This is a genomic window from Bacteroides sp. AR20, from assembly GCF_964250605.1.
Taxonomy (GTDB): Bacteria; Bacteroidota; Bacteroidia; order Bacteroidales; family Bacteroidaceae; genus Bacteroides; species Bacteroides uniformis.
This window is the reverse complement of the sequence record NZ_CAXUGK010000032.1, coordinates 14936-34167: the sequence shown is the minus strand read 5'-3', so window position 1 is coordinate 34167 and position 19232 is coordinate 14936. Positions and strand designations below refer to the sequence as shown.

Here is a 19232-nt window from a genome sequence, read left to right as displayed (position 1 = left end):
ATGCGTAAAATAATATAACTGCAAAATATTTATTATTTTCAATCAAACCGTATAGGGATTATTACTCAAGAAGAGCGGCAGCACCCAATAAACTGGAATCCTTTTGATGCGAAGCCACCACACTCACATTATCCGATATAATCTTGTAGGGAAAACTTTGCATTGTTTGTTCCATAGCATTTTTAAAGAAAGGAAAAGCCGATACAATACCGCCTCCTAAAACAATAGCCTGGGGAGCATAGGCAAAAAGAATTGCCTTTATAAGATTACCCAAATGCCTCCCAAACTCTTTCCAAATCTCCAATGCAGCTTGTTCTCCTTGCTGGGCTTTTTCAGCTACTACCGCACCGGTAGTGCCATAACGTTTAAACAAGAAACTACTGCAATAGTGTTCAAAATCAGAGTCCAAATAAGGAAATGAGCCTATCTCACCGGCTCCCATATATTGCCCACCATACAAACGACGGCCAATGACAACGCCAGCTCCAATTCCGGTCCCAATAGTAACGCCTACCATGTTGGTATAAGATTTTCCTTCGCCGTATAGGCTCTCCCCCAAAGTGAAACAGTTGGAATCATTATTAATGGCAACTGCCACCTTGAATTCGTTCTCCAAAATCTCCTTCAAGTGTATTTCTTTCCAAGAAGATATATTTGCTACATTATATACAATTCCTTTCTCCGGATCAACAATTGAAGGGACACCGATACCGATACCATCTACCTGCTCATTCATCATATTCCGAATAAGCTGGGAAAGCTGGTTTAGCACAGTAGAAGCATCTTGCTGAGCTAAACATGGAACCGACACTTTATTCAAGCAGTTCCCTTTTTCCACTTGGGCTATTCGAATATTGGTTCCTCCTAAATCTATTGACAGTTTCATAGTATATAACATTAAGGTGTTCAACATGTGCAAAATTAAGAAAATGTTTTTTTTTCAGTATTCCCAATTGCGCATATAAATCTTCATTTTGCGCAAACATTACTGTCAATCAAATATTCCACCAAATCTTTTCCTCCAGGTTCACTGACAAAATCGATAAAAACAATACCGCAATTCCGGCTATTCTTTTGTTTTAAATAGTCAGCAATAGGCTTGTTTACCTTATCAGCAAAGACTTTAGGGGTTCCCAAGGGCAGCCCCGTCGCACTTACAAAAGTAATTCCCCACCGACGTGAGGAAACCGGCTCAGCAGACATCCCTTCAATATTACGGACACAAACCCCTACCTTCTTCCCGGCCTCCTCACCCGATTCATATTGATATTTATCTTCGAGCAAAGCCACTCCTTCCTTACCATCTTTATTGCGAAGAGTGAGCAGGCAAGTACTGTCATCCTCCCAACCTACACATGCTGCTCCAGGATAATTATCCATAGCATGATCCCTATGCAGGAAAAGAATCTTTCCACGGCAATCTTTCAGCGTCAGTTCAGGGCGAAAGTCCATCACGAAATAACTTTGATACTCAGGGCTGCTTAAAGAAACGGACAGCAGAGAAGCATAATCCCGCAATTCTCCCCCTTCCTTTTTCAAGGAAACAATCAAAGTCTCAGAAGGATATGTTTGCAGAAAGTGTATAAAAGCAGGTAAAACATCATCTTCCCAATATATATCCTGAAAGGCATGACTGTGAAACACCCCCAGTTTATTACCCTTCTTTTCCAAACGGATATCGAAAGCACGGATGCCTTGCCGTAATTGAGCAGGAATATCTGTTGCTTGTGTTTTCAACATATGCCCTCCTTTGATACTACCGCTATCGTGTGAACCAGGAATAGAAATCTTACATATAGGAAGCGTATCATGGAGAATCCTCATCCACTCAGGCCGCAGTGCAACCTCATCCCGCGCCTCCGCACAAGTATCCTGCAATCTGGAAGCTGTAGCACAAACCGGAGCATTCAATAGAAATATGGTCAAAGCTAATACAACAACTGTTCTTAATCCGTTTCTCTTCATAGTATATTGCTTTTAAGTTTACTGCATGCAAATGTAGAGAGTTCATTCTTTTCCCTCATCCTAAATTGCGTATTTAGTTCTTCATTTTGCGCAAACATCGAAAGCAACATATAGTAACATCTGAGCCAAACGTAATGTACCTTTTCATTACATAAATGTACCTAACGAAAAATGCCATACATTCTCCGTACTGCGTATCTCATCCCAGACGAAGCCCTCCCAAGAAAAGGATTTCAACTCCTCAGGACACTCCAGACGGTTCTTGACAATAAAACGCGTCATCTCTCCGCGACACATCTTGGCATAGATAACGACAGTCTTCGGCTGTCCGGCCTTCCAAACTTGAAACTCGGGCGTAATAACACGCACCTCTTGCTCCACCCGCTTCCAGTCGAACAAATCTTTCATTTCAGCACTTGCCAAATTAATGAGAACACCGCCACAGTTTTTAATTTCCTCTATGAAGTAATCCGTCAACAAAGGCTTCCAATAATCAAACATGGATATTCCACCTTTTTCGGGCAAACGGACATCTCCTTCCAAACGATAGGGTTTGATACCGTCCAGCGGGCGAAGCAACCCATAAAGAAAAGAAGTGATACGTAGATGTTCTTGCGCATAACGAAAATCCTCCGCTGAAAAATCTTTCGGAAGAATGCGTTTAAAAACAGCTCCCGTGTAGGCGCAAACGGCTGGCATCGAACGATTCTCCTCCGAACAGAAATCATGAAAACGCAAACGGTTCTCGGCAGCAATTTTGGTATTCACCCGAAGAAGCCTTTCCAATTCGGATACTGAATACTGCGACATTTCCAACGCATTCCGCACAGCCTCCGTTTCGAATTTCGGGACTGTGACTTCGGGCACGACAACAGAGCAGCGCGCTGCCATGGTCTTTGCACAAGAGATAAAAACAAGCATAGCGATATTTTTTAATGGATACAAAAATAAAGTTTTTTAGTGGAGAATACATATACTTATAAAGTTTTTCCGCAGAATTCACCTCCGTTTCAAGAGTTTTTCATACCTTTACACCTTGTTGGAGAAAAGTGCACGTATTGCCCCCCTCTACTTCCCCAACATCTTGAGATAGAAAAAGAAAAAATAATATATAAAATGACTCACAAATGGAATTATCAACCCATTACACCCGAACAGGCAGAAGCAAGCCAACAACTGGCCCAAGAATTGGGAATTAGCCCAATATTGGGAAAATTGCTGGTGGAGCGGGGAATAACAACGGCAGCGGATGCCCGGAAGTTTTTCCGCCCCCAACTACCGGACTTATACGACCCATTCCTGATGAAGGATATGGATATAGCCGTAGAGCGCCTGAACAAGGCAATGGGAAAGAAAGAGCGCATTCTTGTTTATGGAGATTATGACGTAGACGGTACCACGGCTGTGGCATTGGTCTACAAGTTTATTCAACAGTTCTATTCGAACATCGACTACTATATCCCCGACCGTTACAATGAGGGGTATGGAGTTTCAATCCAAGGAGTAGACTATGCCGCAGAGAGTGGTGTAGGTTTGATTATTGTATTGGACTGCGGTATCAAAGCCGTCGAAGAAATCACATACGCCAAGGAGAAAGGCATTGATTTCATCATCTGCGACCATCATGTCCCCGATGATGTACTGCCCCCTGCTGTAGCCATTCTGAATGCCAAACGGGAAGACAACACCTATCCTTATGAACATCTGTCCGGATGCGGTGTAGGCTTTAAGTTCATGCAGGCATTTGCCCTCAACAACGGTATCGAGTTCCATCACCTTATCCCTTTACTGGACCTCTGCGCCGTCAGTATCGCATCGGATATTGTCCCCATTATGGGTGAAAACCGCATTCTCGCCTACCACGGTTTGAAGCAGTTGAACAGTAATCCCAGCGTAGGCCTGAAAGCAATCATTGATGTCTGCGGACTGACGGACAAGGACATCACCGTCAGTGACATTGTATTCAAAATAGGTCCCCGCATCAACGCCTCCGGACGTATCCAGAACGGGAAAGAAGCTGTTGACTTGCTTACTGAAAAAGATTTCTCTCTTGCCCTGGAGAAAGCCGGACAAATCAACCAATACAACGAGACACGCAAGGACTTGGACAAGACCATGACCGAGGAGGCCAACAAGATTGTAGCTGACCTGGACGGACTTGCCGACCGACGTTCCATCGTATTGTACAATGAAGACTGGCATAAAGGCGTCATCGGCATCGTAGCCTCCCGGCTGACGGAAATCTATTACCGGCCGGCAGTAGTACTGACACGTACGGATGACATGGCAACCGGATCTGCCCGTTCCGTCTCCGGATTCGATGTCTACAAAGCCATTGAATACTGCCGCGACCTTCTGGAAAACTTCGGAGGTCATACCTACGCCGCCGGTCTTTCCATGAAGGTGGAAAATGTACCGGCCTTTATCGAACGCTTCGAAGAGTTCGTATCACAAAATATCCTGCCGGAACAGACATGCGCCGTCATCGACATCAATGCCGAGATTGATTTCAGAGACATCACTCCGAAATTCTTCAGCGACTTGAAGAAATTCAATCCATTCGGACCGGACAATGCCAAACCCATTTTCTGTACGCACAATGTCTATGATTATGGTACCAGCAAAGTCGTAGGCCGCGACCAGGAACATATCAAGCTAGAACTGGTGGATAATAAATCGAACAATGTAATGAACGGCATCGCTTTCGGGCAAAGTTCCCACGTACGCTTCATCAAGACCAAACGTTCCTTCGACATCTGCTATTCCATTGAAGAGAATACTCATAAGAGGGGTGAAGTGCAGTTGCAGATTGAAGACATAAAGCCGAACTGAAAGCCTCTCCCCTAACCCCTCCCCCACAGGGAGGGGAATAAGAATAGTCTCCTTATATTAAGGAAATGATGAAAATTGGTTGATGCTATAAGATTAGTAATCACTACTATTAGCATAGAGAAGGAAAGAATATCAATTCAACGATAAGAAGTAGCAAGAAAGTTCAATAAGACCATGAGCAGCAGTAGTAACTTCAAAACTCCCCTCCCTATGGGGGAGGGATTGGGGGTGAGGCTTCTGAAGCAATACTGGGGATACGATACCTTCCGGGGAATCCAGGAAGATATCATCAACAGCATTACCGAGGGACGGGACACTTTGGGACTAATGCCCACGGGAGGAGGAAAATCCATCACTTTCCAAGTTCCGGCATTTGCTAAAGAAGGACTTTGCCTGGTCATCACTCCGTTGATTGCCCTCATGAAAGACCAGGTACAAAACCTGAAAAAGCGGGGAATCAAGGCGCTTGCCATCTACTCAGGCATGAGCAGGCAGGAAATCATCGTCACACTGGAGAACTGTATATTCGGCAATTTCAAGTTCCTCTATATCTCCCCCGAAAGGCTCGATACTGAAATCTTCCGCACCAAACTGCAGAAGATGAAAATCAGTATGATTACGGTAGACGAAAGCCACTGCATATCGCAATGGGGCTACGATTTCCGTCCCGCCTATCTGAAGATAGCCGAAATACGCGAACTTCTGCCCGGCGTACCCATCCTGGCATTGACAGCCACCGCCACTCCGGAAGTAGTGAAAGATATCCAGGCCCGTCTGCATTTCCGTGAGGAAAATGTGTTCCGCATGAGTTTCGAACGCAAAAACCTTGCCTATATCGTCCGCAAGACGGAAAACAAGACGGGAGAGCTGTTGCACATCCTGCGCCGTATGCCCGGAAGCGCCATCATCTATGTGCGCAACCGCCGCCGCACCAAGGAAATTACCGAACTGCTGCACAACGAAGGCATCACCGCAGATTTCTACCATGCCGGACTGGACGATGCCACCAAAGACATCCGCCAACAACGCTGGCAGACGGGAGAAAGCCGCGTCATGGTCGCCACCAATGCATTCGGTATGGGTATCGACAAACCGGATGTACGGATTGTCATCCACATGGACCTGCCCGATTCCATAGAAGCCTACTTCCAGGAAGCAGGACGTGCCGGAAGGGACGGACAAAAAGCCTACGCGGTCATCCTTTACGCCAAGTCGGATAAGGCAACACTGCACAAACGCATTCCCGACACCTTTCCTGAAAAAGAGTATATAAAGGAAGTATATGAGCATCTTCAATACTATTACCAGATGGCAATGGGAGACGGACAAGGCTGTGTACGCGAGTTCAATATAGAAGACTTTTGCCGAAAGTTCAAGTACTTCCCCGTTCCCGTGGACAGTGCCTTGAAGATTCTGACACAAGCGGGATACCTGGAATATACAGACGAACAAGACAATGCATCCCGGCTACTGTTCACTATCCGTCGAGACGAACTTTATAAACTGAGAGAGCTCGGCGAAGATATGGACAAACTCATCCAAACCATTCTCCGCTCCTATACCGGGGTCTTCACAGACCATGCTTTCATCAATGAAGATTCACTGGCCATACGCACTGGACTCACACGCCGGCAAGTGTATGAACAGCTCATCCACCTAGCCAAGCTACGTATCGTCAGTTACATCCCCCGCAAAAAGACACCATATATAATATACACGCGAGAGAGGGTTGAAATGCGCCACCTGCAAATCTCTCCCGCCGTGTACGAGGAACGCAAAGAGCGGTATGAGAAACGCATAAGTGCCATGCTGGATTACGTGAGCAGCGATACCGTGTGCCGTAGTCGAATGCTGCTACACTACTTCGGAGAGAAGAACGAGCATAACTGCGGGCAGTGCGACACTTGCATCAATTTGAAGAACAAGAAACCTTCCGGCCACCTTTCGGAAAAGGAACTTTCTGGAAAGATTCTTCAAGCCCTATCTGATAAACCACAAACTCCAGCCACTTTGGCAGAACAGATACCGGACGATAAAAACATGCTCATCGATGTGTTACATGAATTGTTGGACGAAGGTAAGGTAATTGCTGTCAACGGAATGCTTCAAATCAAAAAATAATTCATTACTTTTGCCGTTGGAAAAGAATGTCCTGCCGCTGAGAGGAACATCTCTTATCAGCCATGCCCCTCCTTTTCCTTTTTAATTTTTAATTCTTTAATTTTTAATCACCTATGGGATTCTTTAAATCTTTTTTCTCCGGCAAGTCAGACAGTCCGGCAAATGAGAAACAAAAAAACGAGCAGAAGAATTTTGAGATATTCAAGTATGACGGTATGCGTGCACAACGCATGGGCCGTACAGACTACGCCATCAAATGCTTCACTGAAGCCCTTGCCATTCAGGAAGACTTTGAGACCATGGGCTACCTTGCCCAAGTCTACACCCAGACCAACGAACTGGACGAGGCACACAAACTGCTGGAACGTATGACCGAAATAGAGCCGGAACATACCTCCACCTACCTCAGTCTAGCCAACGTATGCTACATGCAGGAAGACTATCCCGCCATGGCAGGAGCGGCAAAGAAAGCTATCGAAATAGAAGAAGGCAACGCCATGGCACACTACCTGCTAGGCAAAGCAGACAATGGGCAAGGGGACGGCATCATGTGCATCGCTCATCTTACGAAAGCCATCGTACTGAAAGATGATTTCATCGAAGCACGTCTGCTCCGTGCCGAAGCACTGGTCCAAATGCAGCAATACAAGGAAGCGATGGAAGACATAGACACCATTCTGGCACAAGACCCGGAAGACGAAAGTGCCATCTTGCTCCGCGGAAAGATAGAAGAAGCTACGGGAAACAAAGAAAAAGCAGAAAGCAGCTATCAGAAAGTGACGGAGTTGAATCCCTTCAACGAACAAGCCTTCCTCTACTTAGGACAGCTTTACATCACCCAAAACAAGCTGGCAGAAGCCATCGAGCTCTTTACGGAAGCCACAGAACTGAACCCTAATTTCGCAGAGGCCTATCATGAGCGCGGACGTGCCAAGTTGCTGAACGGCGACAAGGAAGGTTCTGCAGAAGACATGAAGAAAGGACTGGAACTCAATCCTAAAGAGATACAGAACTTTAACGGACAATATGGTAACCAACCGGGGGGAAGTACCGGTAATATCCTAGGATTATAACAAATTCAATTATTGCCGCCAATGAAACGAAATTTATTTCTATCAGTACTTTTTGTACTGATGTTCGCACCTGCCCATGCACAGCAAGTGAACATATTGTCCTATAACGTACATAATTGCATCGGTATGGACAAGGAGTACAATTACCGACGCATTGCCAATGTTATCAGTCAAACTTCTCCGGACATAGTCGCCCTGCAGGAACTTGACAGTGTTACGGTGCGCAACAAAGGAATCCATGCTCTCGGAGAACTAGAAAAACTGACCGGAATGCACGGGACTTATGCAGCAGCCATTCCTTTTCAGGGTGGAAGCTACGGCATCGGAATCCTCTCCAGAGAGATACCCATAAAATACAAAATCATTCCAATGCCCGGACGGGAAGAAAAACGTACCCTCATTATTGCAGAATTTAAAGATTATGTATTTTGTGCCACACACCAGTCCCTCACTCCAGAAGACCAGTTCCTTGCCGTACCATTGATAGAAAAAGCCTTGCAAAACGTCGATAAGCCCATCTTTATGGCAGGCGACATGAACTCTGCACCAGCAAGCGCTCCCCAGCTGGAATTGGCAAAACATTTTGCCACCCTCAATGACACAACCTCTTATACTTTCCCGGCAGACCGTCCCAACCGATGTATAGACTACATCTACGGCTATTCCAAGAATGGGTATCGGTTTGACGTACAATACCGGAAAGTCATAGAAGACACCATTTCATCCGACCATCGTCCGGTTCAAGTCATTGTACAAGTTAAAGGGAAATAAGTTAAATTGCTACTATCCCTAAAAAAAACATTGTTTTTTGTTTGTATATAAAAGAAAAGCATTACTTTTGTCACGTAATTCAAAAACAGAGAATACAAGTATGAAGTCATTTACTTATGCATATTACTTCTTTTTTTACTTTTACTTTAGCCAGAAAGTAGAGCGGGAGTTTGTATGTATCAAGTGACAGTGATGCTTAAGGACTGAATAGAGAAACAAGTAAATATACAGAATCCCGCTCCATCGTATGGAAGCGGGATTTTTTTTATAGCATAACCAAGAAAATAAAAATAATGAAAAAGGTAGCCATTCAAGGAACATTAGGCTCGTATCACGACATCGCCGCACACAAGTACTTCGAAGGAGAAGAAATAGAGTTAATCTGTTGCGCCAACTTTGAAGACGTGTTCGGTGCCATCAAAAAAGACAGTCAGACCATAGGAATGCTGGCAATAGAAAACACCATTGCAGGCAGTTTGCTGCATAACAATGAGCTATTACGCCAAAGTGGCGCACAGATTGTCGGCGAGTACAAGCTACGTATTTCCCATAGTTTTGTCTGCCTGCCCGATGAAGACTGGGATGATATTACCGAAGTCAACTCCCACCCTATCGCCCTGATGCAATGCCGTGAATTCCTGGGACAACACCCCGGAATCAAAGTGGTGGAAGGCGAAGATACCGCCCGCAGTGCCGAAATCATCCAACAGGAACATCTGAAAGGCCATGCAGCTATCTGCTCCAAAGCTGCTGCAGAGCGTTATGGCATGAAGGTCCTGCAGGAAGGTATCGAAACCAACAAACATAACTTCACCCGTTTCCTGGTCGTAGCCGACCCTTGGCAAGTAGATGAACTGAACCGGCATCGCAGCAAGGACGTCAACAAGGCAAGCATGGTATTCACACTTCCCCATACTGAAGGAAGCCTTTCCCAGGTATTGTCTATTTTGTCTTTCTACCGCATCAACCTGACCAAGATACAATCACTGCCCATCATCGGGCGTGAATGGGAATACCAGTTTTACGTAGATGTCGTCTTCGACAATGTACTGAGATATAAACAATCCATTGCGGCCATCACACCGCTGACCAAAGAACTGAAAATATTAGGAGAATATGAAGATGGAAAATCAAACGTGTAGAATAAAGCCTGCCGACCGCCTGGCAAGCGTAAGCGAATACTACTTCTCGAAGAAGCTGAAAGAAGTGGCACAAATGAATGCCGAAGGAATGGATGTCATCAGTCTGGGAATCGGAAGCCCCGACATGCCGCCTTCCGAAAAGACAATCCGGACACTTTGCGAAGCTGCCTGCAATCCGGACGGACATGGTTACATGCCCTACGTAGGTATCCCCGAACTGCGCCGCGGTTTTGCGGACTGGTACAAAAAATGGTACGGTGTAGCATTGAATCCCAACACAGAGATACAACCGCTCATCGGCTCCAAAGAAGGCATCCTGCACGTGACGCTGGCCTTTGTCAACCCCGGTGAACAAGTATTGGTTCCCAATCCCGGCTATCCCACCTATACTTCATTAAGCAAGATTCTGGGTGCCGAGGTCGTGAACTATAACTTGAAAGAAGAAAACGGCTGGATGCCCGACTTCGACGAGCTGGAACGGATGGACATGAGCCGTGTAAAACTGATGTGGACCAACTATCCCAATATGCCCACCGGGGCGAACGCAACACCGGAACTGTACCGGAAACTGGTGGACTTCGCACGCCGCAAGGACATCGTCATCGTAAACGACAACCCCTACAGTTTCATCCTGAACGAACATCCCATCAGCATCCTCAGCATTCCGGGTGCCAAAGAGTGCTGCATAGAATTCAATTCCATGAGCAAAAGCCACAACATGCCGGGATGGCGTATCGGCATGCTTGCCTCGAATGCCGACTTCGTGCAATGGATATTGAAAGTAAAGAGCAACATCGACAGCGGTATGTTCCGTGCCATGCAACTGGCAGCCGCCACTGCCCTGGAAGCAGAGCAAGACTGGTATGACGGCAACAACGCGAATTACCGCAACCGCCGTCAGTTGGCAGGAGAAATCATGCATACCCTGGGTTGCACCTACGACGAAAACCAGGTAGGCATGTTCCTCTGGGGCAAGATACCCGACAGCTGTACAGACGTGGAAGAACTGACTGAACACGTGCTGCATAAAGCCAGAGTGTTCATTACTCCCGGATTTATCTTCGGAAGTAACGGGAAACGATATATCCGCATCTCCCTCTGCTGTAAGGACAATAAACTGGCAGAAGCATTGAAGCGTATCAAGGACATGAAATAAATGCTTACAAGTAAGAGATGAACACCCTAAAGCCGGAATCCCGTTTACTAAAACTCCACCGGAGATTTACTAAAACGGGAGGAACGATTTAGTAAATCTTCTCCGACGTTTTACTAAATCTCCGGGACCTTGCTCAGAAGGTCTTCTGAAAAGGGGGGAAACGTCACAAGGAAGAAAAAGCATAATTAAAGAATATTATTAAACAAATAAAGAATATGGAACTCGAATTAGAACCTATCACATTACCTGGTGTTGAAGACAAACGCCCTATGGTAATAGCCGGCCCCTGCAGTGCCGAAACCGAAGAACAAGTAATGAGCACCGCCAAACAATTGGCAGACAAAGGCCTCAAGCTATTCCGTGCCGGCATCTGGAAACCGCGCACCAAACCGGGCGGCTTCGAAGGAGTAGGCGTAGACGGCCTTGCATGGCTGAAGGAGGTAAAGAAAGAAACCGGCATGTACGTTTCAACAGAAGTTGCTACCGCCAAACATGTATACGAATGCCTGAAAGCCGGAATTGACCTTCTTTGGGTAGGTGCACGTACCACCGCCAATCCTTTCGCCGTACAGGAAATTGCCGATGCACTGAAAGGCGTAGATATCCCGGTACTGGTGAAGAATCCGGTAAATCCTGACCTGGAGCTGTGGATTGGAGCTTTGGAACGTATCAACAATGCAGGCTTGAAACGCCTGGGTGCCATCCACCGCGGATTCAGCAGCTATGACAAAAAGCTCTACCGTAACTTGCCCCAATGGCATATCCCCATTGAGCTGCGCCGCCGAATTCCCAACCTTCCTATTATCTGTGACCCCAGCCACATAGGTGGAAAGCGCGAACTGGTTGCTCCACTCTGCCAGCAAGCTATGGATTTGGGCTTCAACGGACTGATTATCGAGAGCCACTGCAACCCGGACTGTGCCTGGAGCGATGCAGCCCAGCAAGTCACCCCGGATGTGCTGGATTACATCCTCAACCTGCTGGTCATCCGCAAGGAAACACAAAGCACCGAGAACCTCAGCGAATTGCGCAAGCAGATAGACGAATGCGACAACAATCTTATTCAGGAGCTGGCCAAACGGATGCGTGTGGCACGTGAAATCGGTACATACAAAAAAGAGCATGACATGACCATCCTGCAAACCGGACGCTACAACGAAATCCTCGAGAAACGCGGCTCGCAAGGCGCATTGTGTGGCATGGATGCTGAATTCATCAAAAAGGTATTTGAGGCGATACACGAAGAAAGTGTGAGGCAACAAATGGAAATTATAAATAAGTAATTATTTAATGTGCCAATGTGCTTATTGGCTGCGCAGTGATGCCGCATGGCAATAAGCACATTAGCACATTAGCACATTAAACATCATGAGAATACTTATACTTGGGGCCGGAAAAATGGGCTCTTTCTTTACAGATATATTGAGTTTCCAGCACGAGACGGCTGTGTTCGATGTCAACCCGCACCAACTGCGTTTTGTCTACAACACCTACCGCTTCACTACATTGGAGGAAATCAAGGAGTTCGAGCCGGAACTGGTCATCAATGCCGCTACGGTGAAATACACACTGGACGCCTTCCGCCAAGTGCTGCCAGTACTGCCTAAGGACTGCATCATCAGTGACATTGCTTCGGTAAAGACCGGATTGAAGAAATTTTACGAAGAAAGCGGTTTCCGATATGTATCGACACATCCCATGTTCGGCCCTACTTTTGCCAGTCTCAGCAATCTGAATACAGAGAATGCGATCATCATCAGCGAAGGTGACCACTTGGGAAAAATCTTCTTCAAGGACCTCTACCAGACAATGAAACTGAACATCTTCGAATATACATTCGACGAGCATGATGAGACTGTAGCCTATTCGCTGTCCATTCCGTTTGTATCCACCTTCGTGTTTGCAGCGGTAATGAAACACCAGGAAGCTCCAGGCACTACATTCAAGAAGCACATGGCTATTGCCAAAGGACTGCTGAGTGAAGATGACTACTTGCTCCAAGAAATTCTCTTCAACCCGCGCACTCCCTCACAAGTGGAGAACATCCGCCTGGAACTGAAGAATCTGCTGGAAATCATCAACAACAAGGATGCGGAAGGCATGAAGAAGTATCTGACCAAAATCAGAGAAAAGATTAAATAGAAAAAATGTCCATTGTGAAAACATCAGGTTCCCTCGTCCTCAACGAGGGATTTTTTTTATCTTTGCACTGTTAATAGAACCGCTTTCATGATAGACCAACCCACTATAGACAGAATTCTCGATGCCGCACAAATATACGATGTCGTATCGGACTTCGTTACCCTGCGCAAACGCGGCGTGAATTATGTAGGACTGTGTCCCTTCCACGATGACAAAACCCCTTCTTTCTATGTATCCCCCGCCAAAGGGCTCTGCAAGTGCTTTGCCTGCGGAAAAGGAGGAAATGCAGTGCATTTCATCATGGAGCACGAACAGATGTCTTATCCTGAGGCGCTGAAATATCTCGCAAAAAAATACGGCATTGAAATCAAAGAACGCGAACTATCCAGCGAGGAGAAGATAGCACAGAGCGAACGGGAAAGCCTCTTCATTGTGAACAACTTTGCCCGTGACTACTTCCAGAATATCCTAAAGAACCACGTAGACGGACAGAGTATCGGCATGGCCTATTTCCGCAGCCGCGGCTTCCGGGATGACATCATCGAGAAGTTCCAGTTGGGCTATTGTACCGAGAGCCACGATGCCCTTGCCCAGGAAGCTTTGAAAAAAGGCTATAAAAAGGATTATCTTGTCAAGACCGGCCTCTGCTACGAGACGGACGACCACCGACTGCGCGACCGCTTCTGGGGGCGGGTCATCTTTCCGGTACACACTCTCTCCGGCAAGGTGGTGGCTTTCGGGGGACGTGTGCTTGCCGGCGCCACCAAAGGCGTCAAGGTGAAGTACGTCAACTCGCCTGAATCGGAAATTTATCATAAAAGCAATGAACTGTATGGCATATATTTTGCCAAACAAGCCATTGTGAAACAAGACCGTTGCTTTCTGGTCGAAGGTTATACGGATGTCATTTCCATGCACCAATCGGGCATAGAGAATGTGGTTGCCTCTTCGGGCACGGCATTGACACCCGGACAAATCCGGATGATTCATCGTTTCACCAACAATATGACAGTGCTCTACGACGGTGACGCTGCCGGTATAAAGGCCTCTATCCGAGGTATTGATATGTTGCTGGAAGAAGGCATGAACGTCAAAGTCTGCCTCCTGCCCGACGGTGACGACCCGGACTCCTTTGCACGCAAACACAATGCGACGGAGTTCCAGGCCTTCATACAAGAGAATGAAACGGACTTTATCCGCTTCAAAACCAATCTGTTGCTGGAAGATGCAGGAAAAGACCCCATCAAGCGTGCCGAGTTTATCGGAAACCTTGTGCAGAGCATTTCCATCATTCCCGAAGCCATTGTGCGTGATGTCTATATCAAGGAGTGCGCCCAATTATTGCACGTAGAAGATAAACTGCTGGTTTCTGAGGTTGCCAAGCGTCGCGAAAAGCAAGCCGAGCAACAAGCTGAGCGAGCAGAACGCGAGCGTCGGTCGGCCAATGCCGCAAGAGCCAATGCAGAAGCAGGTGTCAATGGCAGTCATACTGCAGCTACAGCTACCAGCCCCGACGCACAACAAGCTGGCTATCCGTCCCAATCACTGCCTGCCGGTCTCCCTTCCGAAACACCTCCACCTTTTCCACCCGAGGAAGAATATGTATCCTTCATCCCACAGGAGGGCAAGGAGGGCCAGGAGTTCTATAAATACGAACGACTTATTCTGAAGATGGTAGTGCTCTATGGTGAGCGGGTGATGTGCAATGTCACCAATGAAGAGGGGCAGGAAACCCCTATCACTGTAACTGAATATATAGTCAATGATTTAAAAGAAGACGAACTTGCCTTCCACAATCCGCTTCACCGGCAAATCCTGACAGAGGCTGCCGAACGTATCCACAATGAGGGTTTTACCGCCGAACGGTATTTTGTGGCGCATCCCGACCCCGTCATCAGCAAGCTGAGCGTGGAGCTTATCAGCAACCGCTATCAGTTAAGGAAATCACAGATAGAACAAATGGTGACGGACGAAGAACGCCTCTATGAGCTAATTCCACGGTTAATGATAAACTTCAAATATGCCATCGTCTGCGAAGAATTGAAGCATACCCTATTTGCGTTACAGAACCCTGCCATAGCCAATGATGAAACCCAGTGTAACAGCATCATGGAGCGCTACAACGAATTGAACAAAGTAAAAAGCATCATGGCAAAGCGGCTGGGAGACAGAGTCATCCTGAATTTTTAAATTCAATTCGGGGAGTTCTCCGTCAAGAATTATGCCTGATTAAATTCATAAATTCCTCGCGGGTCTTCGCTTGGTTGAATGCTCCGGTAAAATCGGATGTAGTGGTAATGGAGTTCTGTTTCTCTACTCCGCGCATCTGCATGCACATGTGTTTGGCTTCCACAACAACCATAACCCCCAGCGGATTCAGCGTCTCCTGAATACACTCTTTTATTTGGAGAGTCATACGTTCCTGCACTTGCAGGCGGTGAGAGAAAATATCCACTACGCGGGCTATCTTGCTCAGTCCGGTAATGTAGCCGTTAGGAATATATGCCACATGTGCCTTTCCGTAGAAGGGAAGCATGTGATGTTCGCAAAGCGAGAAGAAATCAATGTCTTTCACAATCACCATCTGACTGTATTCTTCTTGAAACTTGGCTGAACGGAGTACCTCGTGCGGGTCCATATGATACCCTTTCGTCAACGACAACATGGCCTTCGCCACCCGTTCAGGTGTCTTCTGCAAACCTTCACGTCCGGCATCTTCACCCAACAGAGTAAGGATGCGGTGATAATGTTCCTTCAATTCATCTAATGAAGGAGATACAATTTCTTCTTTTCCTAACATGATAATTCTTTATAAGGGGATGTTTATCTGCTCTTTCACGATAGAAACTTCCTTGAATACACCAGTAGCCCGCAACTGACGCATCATGGCATCCGCTTCTTCGATACTGCGGAAATCTCCTGCACGGCACAGCCAACGGGGGGGATTGAAAGAGGTATAAACTGTAAGTTCGGGAAAATGTTCCTTGATGCGGGTAGCTACCGCATAAGCTTCGTTCTTGGCCTGACGGGTATTATTCCCTGCATAAACTTGTATGCGGTAACCCGAACTTTTAATCACTTTCTGCTCATCCGAACCGGCAGGAACATACTCCGAACCTATCAATGCCGCAATGCGTGCATCTTGATGGATAGTCACCTTGCCTTGTCCCGGCACATTACGTTCCAGGCTTTTCACAATATTATTCTGCGCTACAGAAATCGTTGCAAAAGCGAAACATGCAACCAAAAGTAAACCAAGCTTTTTCATGAGTCAATATCTTTATATAACGGAAAATGGAAAGCTGAAAATGGAAAACAGTTATGCAGATACGACATGCAATCCATTTTCAACTTTCAGCTTTCAACTATTTAATTAAAGGCATCGATGATACCCTTGAAGTCAGAAACCTTCAAGGCAGCACCACCAATCAGACCGCCGTCAACATCCGGGTTGGCAAACAGTTCCTTTGCATTAGAAGGCTTACAGCTGCCACCATAAAGGATAGAGCAGTTGTCAGCAATTTCCTTACCATACTTTTCAGCAATCAAGGAACGGATGAAAGCGTGGATTTCCTGTGCTTGTTCTGCAGTAGCAGTCTTACCGGTACCGATAGCCCAAACCGGCTCGTAAGCCAAAATAATCTTAGAGAAATCTTCGGCAGACAAAGAGAATACAGAAGCCAGCTGAGCGGCTACCACTTCATTCTGCTTGTTTGCTTCACGTTCTTCCAATACCTCACCGATACAGAAAATCGGAGTCAGACCGTTAGCCAAAGCCAATTTTACTTTTTCTTCCAGAATAGCAACTGTTTCACCATAGTAAGCACGACGTTCAGAGTGACCCAGAATGACATATTTTGCACCAGTAGAAGTAACCATAGCAGCTGATACTTCGCCGGTATATGCGCCTGACTCCTTGTCTGCACAGTTTTCTGCACCTACACCAATCTTGGCAGCGTCTACCAAAGGAGTAACAGATGCCAGGTGGATAAACGGAGTACAGATGATTACATCACAGTTAGGCTTTTCGTTAGCCAATGTTTCATTCAGTTCTTTTGCAAGAGCAATACCCTCTTGGAGGGTTTTGTTCATTTTCCAGTTTCCTGCAACAATGTTTTTTCTCATTTTGTTTTATTATTAAAAGGGTTAATGTATTTACTATTTGACAATTTACTATTTACTATTTGATACTATTGTTGTCTGAGGCGTTGTTTCTCCCGGCGCCTTACGACTAAAATATCGACACAAAGCACCATCATCAGAGGAAGGATGAACCACAGCAACACATAGCCTATTGTTTGTAAGTCACTTTCCTGCTTCTGCTTGCCCAATTCCAACTTGTCCAGGCTATCGGTCAGCACATATTCATCAGGCAGCCGGTTGTCACTCCACTTATTCAAAATTGTTCCGTCCTTTACCAACAGCAAACCGGGATTTGAACGGATAATGGTCTTCAGCGTAATATCATCTGTCTGGCAGAAAGGGTATTCTGCTCCAGTCTTGTCACGCCACAATTCTATCTCGTCTTCCGGAGATGAAGTCAAGGCATAAAAGCCATAACCATGCTCCACACTGTAATCGTATATTTCATTGATAAGGTCGATGTTACTGTCGTCCGCTCCTTCTATCCGATGGGCAACCAGCAGAAACGTATATCCTTTATCCGACAGTACGCTGTCCGTTATATCTTCCCATGTATCCAGACTCATCATGGAAAAATCGTGAATGGGAGGTTCATAACCTTTTTCCTTCAGTATCGTACGCGATTCTACAAACGTCCATGTACTGTCCGGATAGTTATCCAATGTAAATTCCTGACGCTTTCCTCCTTTTTCCAAAATGAACCGGCTTTCAAACACGCTTGGTTTAGCACCTTCCGGAATTTCCATGCCCGCCTTGATATTCGCTCCAATTCCGTAAGGTCGGAAATCAAGTATCGGCAAATTCTCCAGGCAATAGAAGGACAACGCAAACACAAATAGAAACGTATACATGGAAATCATCCACTCCATCTTCGGAGTAATGAAACGTACCAGTAAATCCTGCCACTTGAATACAGATACTGCCGCCACCAACAATACTACGTTCTTGCCGAAAGTCTGCCAATTGGTCAATATCCACGCATCACCGAAGCATCCGCAGTCGGATACCGGATTCGCCAAAGCCAGATAAAGTGTCAGCGGAGTCATTACAACCATCAGCAATAATGCCAATGCAGATGCCACCTTCCGGCGTATACCCAAAAACAAGAAAACACCTACACTGAACTCTATGGCAGACAACACTATCCCTACCAGCAAGGGCGCATAAGAAGGAAACCAGGAAATCATGCCGAAAGCCGTCAGGTAATCCTGAATTTTATAGAAGAAACCCAACGGATCAACAGCTTTCACAAATCCGGAAAATATGAACAAAGCCCCCAGCAGAAAACGGCAGAGGTTCACCCAAACTTTCCCGACAATATGTTTCTTGTCAATCTCCAAATTCAATCTTAATTAAGCCGAATACGGAATAGTTAATCATATCCATATAATTGGCATCAATACCTTCCGAAACCAAAGTCTCCCCGGACAAGCTTTCAATCTGCTTTGTCCGGTAAATCTTCATCAATATTAAATCCGTATACGAACTGATACGCATACTACGCCAAGCCTCATCATAATCATGATTTTTGGCAAGCATCAACTCCAAAGAGGTTTTGGCATATTTGTCATACAGCACCAATGCCTCTTCATTGGTCATATCGGCAGCTTCGGCATAACCAAGTTCCAACTGTATCAGCCCTACAATTCCATAGTTGACAATAGCTATGAATTCAGAACGGATGCCTTCGTCTACCAAAGTCACCCCTTTCGTTTCAATACTTCTGATACGGTTGGCTTTGATGAATATCTGATCTGTTACGGAAGACGGACGAAGAATGCGCCACGCCGGACCGTAATCATGAAGTTTTTTAGAGAACAAGTCACGGCAAACCGCAATGACATGTTCAAATTGTTGCTTGGTATCTTTCATTTCCTTTTTTCACAG

At 46.1% G+C, this 19232-nt stretch carries 17 protein-coding genes; 9 read left to right on the top strand and 8 right to left on the bottom strand.

Annotation, left to right across the window (positions count from 1 at the left end; genetic code table 11):
* Positions 1–61: 61 nt before the first annotated feature.
* The 3 genes from ACESTD_RS15160 to yaaA form a co-directional block, all read right to left on the bottom strand.
* Positions 62–886: an ROK family protein gene (locus ACESTD_RS15160; protein ID WP_005833328.1), complete on the bottom strand. Its 825-nt coding sequence runs from the start codon at positions 884–886 to the stop codon at positions 62–64.
* Between the two features lie 83 nt (positions 887–969).
* On the bottom strand, positions 970–1965 hold the full coding sequence (locus ACESTD_RS15155; RefSeq protein ID WP_005833330.1) for a phosphatidylinositol-specific phospholipase C: 996 nt from the start codon (positions 1963–1965) through the stop codon (positions 970–972).
* A 147-nt stretch (positions 1966–2112) separates the two neighbouring features.
* Entirely contained in the window at positions 2113–2886 is a 774-nt protein-coding gene (gene yaaA, locus ACESTD_RS15150) for a peroxide stress protein YaaA (protein WP_005830017.1), read from the bottom strand.
* Positions 2887–3081: 195 nt separating this feature from the next.
* Here yaaA and recJ point away from each other — a divergent pair, with 195 nt between their 5' ends.
* From recJ to dnaG, 9 genes are all read left to right on the top strand, one after another.
* Positions 3082–4797: a single-stranded-DNA-specific exonuclease RecJ gene (recJ, locus tag ACESTD_RS15145; protein ID WP_005833333.1), complete on the top strand. Its 1716-nt coding sequence runs from the start codon at positions 3082–3084 to the stop codon at positions 4795–4797.
* Positions 4798–5007: 210 nt separating this feature from the next.
* Positions 5008–6918, top strand: coding sequence for an ATP-dependent DNA helicase RecQ (locus ACESTD_RS15140; RefSeq protein ID WP_373158979.1), 1911 nt, complete (start codon positions 5008–5010; stop codon positions 6916–6918).
* A 113-nt stretch (positions 6919–7031) separates the two neighbouring features.
* Complete coding sequence (locus ACESTD_RS15135) at positions 7032–7991, top strand: tetratricopeptide repeat protein (RefSeq protein ID WP_005833337.1); 960 nt, start codon at positions 7032–7034, stop codon at positions 7989–7991.
* A gap of 21 nt (positions 7992–8012) precedes the next feature.
* Positions 8013–8762, top strand: a complete 750-nt coding sequence (locus ACESTD_RS15130; protein ID WP_034522804.1) for an endonuclease/exonuclease/phosphatase family protein — start codon at positions 8013–8015, stop codon at positions 8760–8762.
* A 293-nt stretch (positions 8763–9055) separates the two neighbouring features.
* Entirely contained in the window at positions 9056–9904 is an 849-nt protein-coding gene (locus ACESTD_RS15125; RefSeq protein WP_005830004.1) for a prephenate dehydratase, read from the top strand.
* The gene (locus ACESTD_RS15120; RefSeq protein WP_022401362.1) at positions 9879–11060 is read left to right on the top strand and encodes a pyridoxal phosphate-dependent aminotransferase; all 1182 of its coding nucleotides are present in this window, start codon (positions 9879–9881) and stop codon (positions 11058–11060) included. Before ACESTD_RS15125 ends, ACESTD_RS15120 begins: the two co-directional genes overlap by 26 nt.
* 215 nt (positions 11061–11275) lie before the next feature.
* Positions 11276–12343: a bifunctional 3-deoxy-7-phosphoheptulonate synthase/chorismate mutase type II gene (locus ACESTD_RS15115; protein ID WP_005829998.1), complete on the top strand. Its 1068-nt coding sequence runs from the start codon at positions 11276–11278 to the stop codon at positions 12341–12343.
* An 85-nt stretch (positions 12344–12428) separates the two neighbouring features.
* Entirely contained in the window at positions 12429–13202 is a 774-nt protein-coding gene (locus tag ACESTD_RS15110; RefSeq protein WP_008664194.1) for a prephenate dehydrogenase/arogenate dehydrogenase family protein, read from the top strand.
* 87 nt (positions 13203–13289) lie between these two features.
* Positions 13290–15392 carry a DNA primase gene (dnaG, locus tag ACESTD_RS15105; protein WP_373158977.1) on the top strand — a complete coding sequence of 701 codons (2103 nt, stop codon included), beginning with the start codon at positions 13290–13292 and terminating at the stop codon, positions 15390–15392.
* A 22-nt stretch (positions 15393–15414) separates the two neighbouring features.
* On the opposite strand, the gene folE is transcribed toward dnaG, so the two are convergent.
* From folE to ACESTD_RS15080, 5 genes are all read right to left on the bottom strand, one after another.
* Positions 15415–16002, bottom strand: coding sequence for a GTP cyclohydrolase I FolE (folE, locus tag ACESTD_RS15100; RefSeq protein ID WP_005829983.1), 588 nt, complete (start codon positions 16000–16002; stop codon positions 15415–15417).
* Positions 16003–16011: 9 nt separating this feature from the next.
* Positions 16012–16470, bottom strand: coding sequence for an SPOR domain-containing protein (locus ACESTD_RS15095; protein WP_005829980.1), 459 nt, complete (start codon positions 16468–16470; stop codon positions 16012–16014).
* Between the two features lie 101 nt (positions 16471–16571).
* A complete protein-coding gene (gene tpiA, locus ACESTD_RS15090; protein WP_373158976.1) occupies positions 16572–17327 on the bottom strand; it encodes a triose-phosphate isomerase in 756 nt (251 codons plus the stop codon).
* A 65-nt stretch (positions 17328–17392) separates the two neighbouring features.
* Complete coding sequence (locus tag ACESTD_RS15085) at positions 17393–18685, bottom strand: BT_3928 family protein (protein ID WP_373158975.1); 1293 nt, start codon at positions 18683–18685, stop codon at positions 17393–17395.
* Positions 18675–19217 (bottom strand): DUF1599 domain-containing protein, encoded by a 543-nt coding sequence (locus tag ACESTD_RS15080; protein ID WP_005829969.1) that lies wholly within the window; start codon positions 19215–19217, stop codon positions 18675–18677. The genes ACESTD_RS15085 and ACESTD_RS15080 overlap by 11 nt, the downstream gene beginning before the upstream one ends.
* Positions 19218–19232: the final 15 nt, after the last annotated feature.

Excerpts from the sequence above, each read along its gene's own strand:
- ACESTD_RS15125 (WP_005830004.1), top strand. The coding sequence starts at position 9,056 with ATGAAAAAGGTAGCCATTCAAGGAACATTAGGCTCGTATCACGACATC.
- ACESTD_RS15095 (WP_005829980.1), bottom strand. The coding sequence starts at position 16,470 with ATGAAAAAGCTTGGTTTACTTTTGGTTGCATGTTTCGCTTTTGCAACG.
- ACESTD_RS15160 (WP_005833328.1), bottom strand. The coding sequence starts at position 886 with ATGAAACTGTCAATAGATTTAGGAGGAACCAATATTCGAATAGCCCAA.
- dnaG (WP_373158977.1), top strand. The coding sequence starts at position 13,290 with ATGATAGACCAACCCACTATAGACAGAATTCTCGATGCCGCACAAATA.
- ACESTD_RS15155 (WP_005833330.1), bottom strand. The coding sequence starts at position 1,965 with ATGAAGAGAAACGGATTAAGAACAGTTGTTGTATTAGCTTTGACCATA.
- ACESTD_RS15115 (WP_005829998.1), top strand. The coding sequence starts at position 11,276 with ATGGAACTCGAATTAGAACCTATCACATTACCTGGTGTTGAAGACAAA.
- ACESTD_RS15110 (WP_008664194.1), top strand. The coding sequence starts at position 12,429 with ATGAGAATACTTATACTTGGGGCCGGAAAAATGGGCTCTTTCTTTACA.
- yaaA (WP_005830017.1), bottom strand. The coding sequence starts at position 2,886 with ATGCTTGTTTTTATCTCTTGTGCAAAGACCATGGCAGCGCGCTGCTCT.
- ACESTD_RS15120 (WP_022401362.1), top strand. The coding sequence starts at position 9,879 with ATGAAGATGGAAAATCAAACGTGTAGAATAAAGCCTGCCGACCGCCTG.
- recJ (WP_005833333.1), top strand. The coding sequence starts at position 3,082 with ATGACTCACAAATGGAATTATCAACCCATTACACCCGAACAGGCAGAA.
- tpiA (WP_373158976.1), bottom strand. The coding sequence starts at position 17,327 with ATGAGAAAAAACATTGTTGCAGGAAACTGGAAAATGAACAAAACCCTC.
- ACESTD_RS15130 (WP_034522804.1), top strand. The coding sequence starts at position 8,013 with ATGAAACGAAATTTATTTCTATCAGTACTTTTTGTACTGATGTTCGCA.
- folE (WP_005829983.1), bottom strand. The coding sequence starts at position 16,002 with ATGTTAGGAAAAGAAGAAATTGTATCTCCTTCATTAGATGAATTGAAG.
- ACESTD_RS15080 (WP_005829969.1), bottom strand. The coding sequence starts at position 19,217 with ATGAAAGATACCAAGCAACAATTTGAACATGTCATTGCGGTTTGCCGT.
- ACESTD_RS15140 (WP_373158979.1), top strand. The coding sequence starts at position 5,008 with ATGGGGGAGGGATTGGGGGTGAGGCTTCTGAAGCAATACTGGGGATAC.
- ACESTD_RS15135 (WP_005833337.1), top strand. The coding sequence starts at position 7,032 with ATGGGATTCTTTAAATCTTTTTTCTCCGGCAAGTCAGACAGTCCGGCA.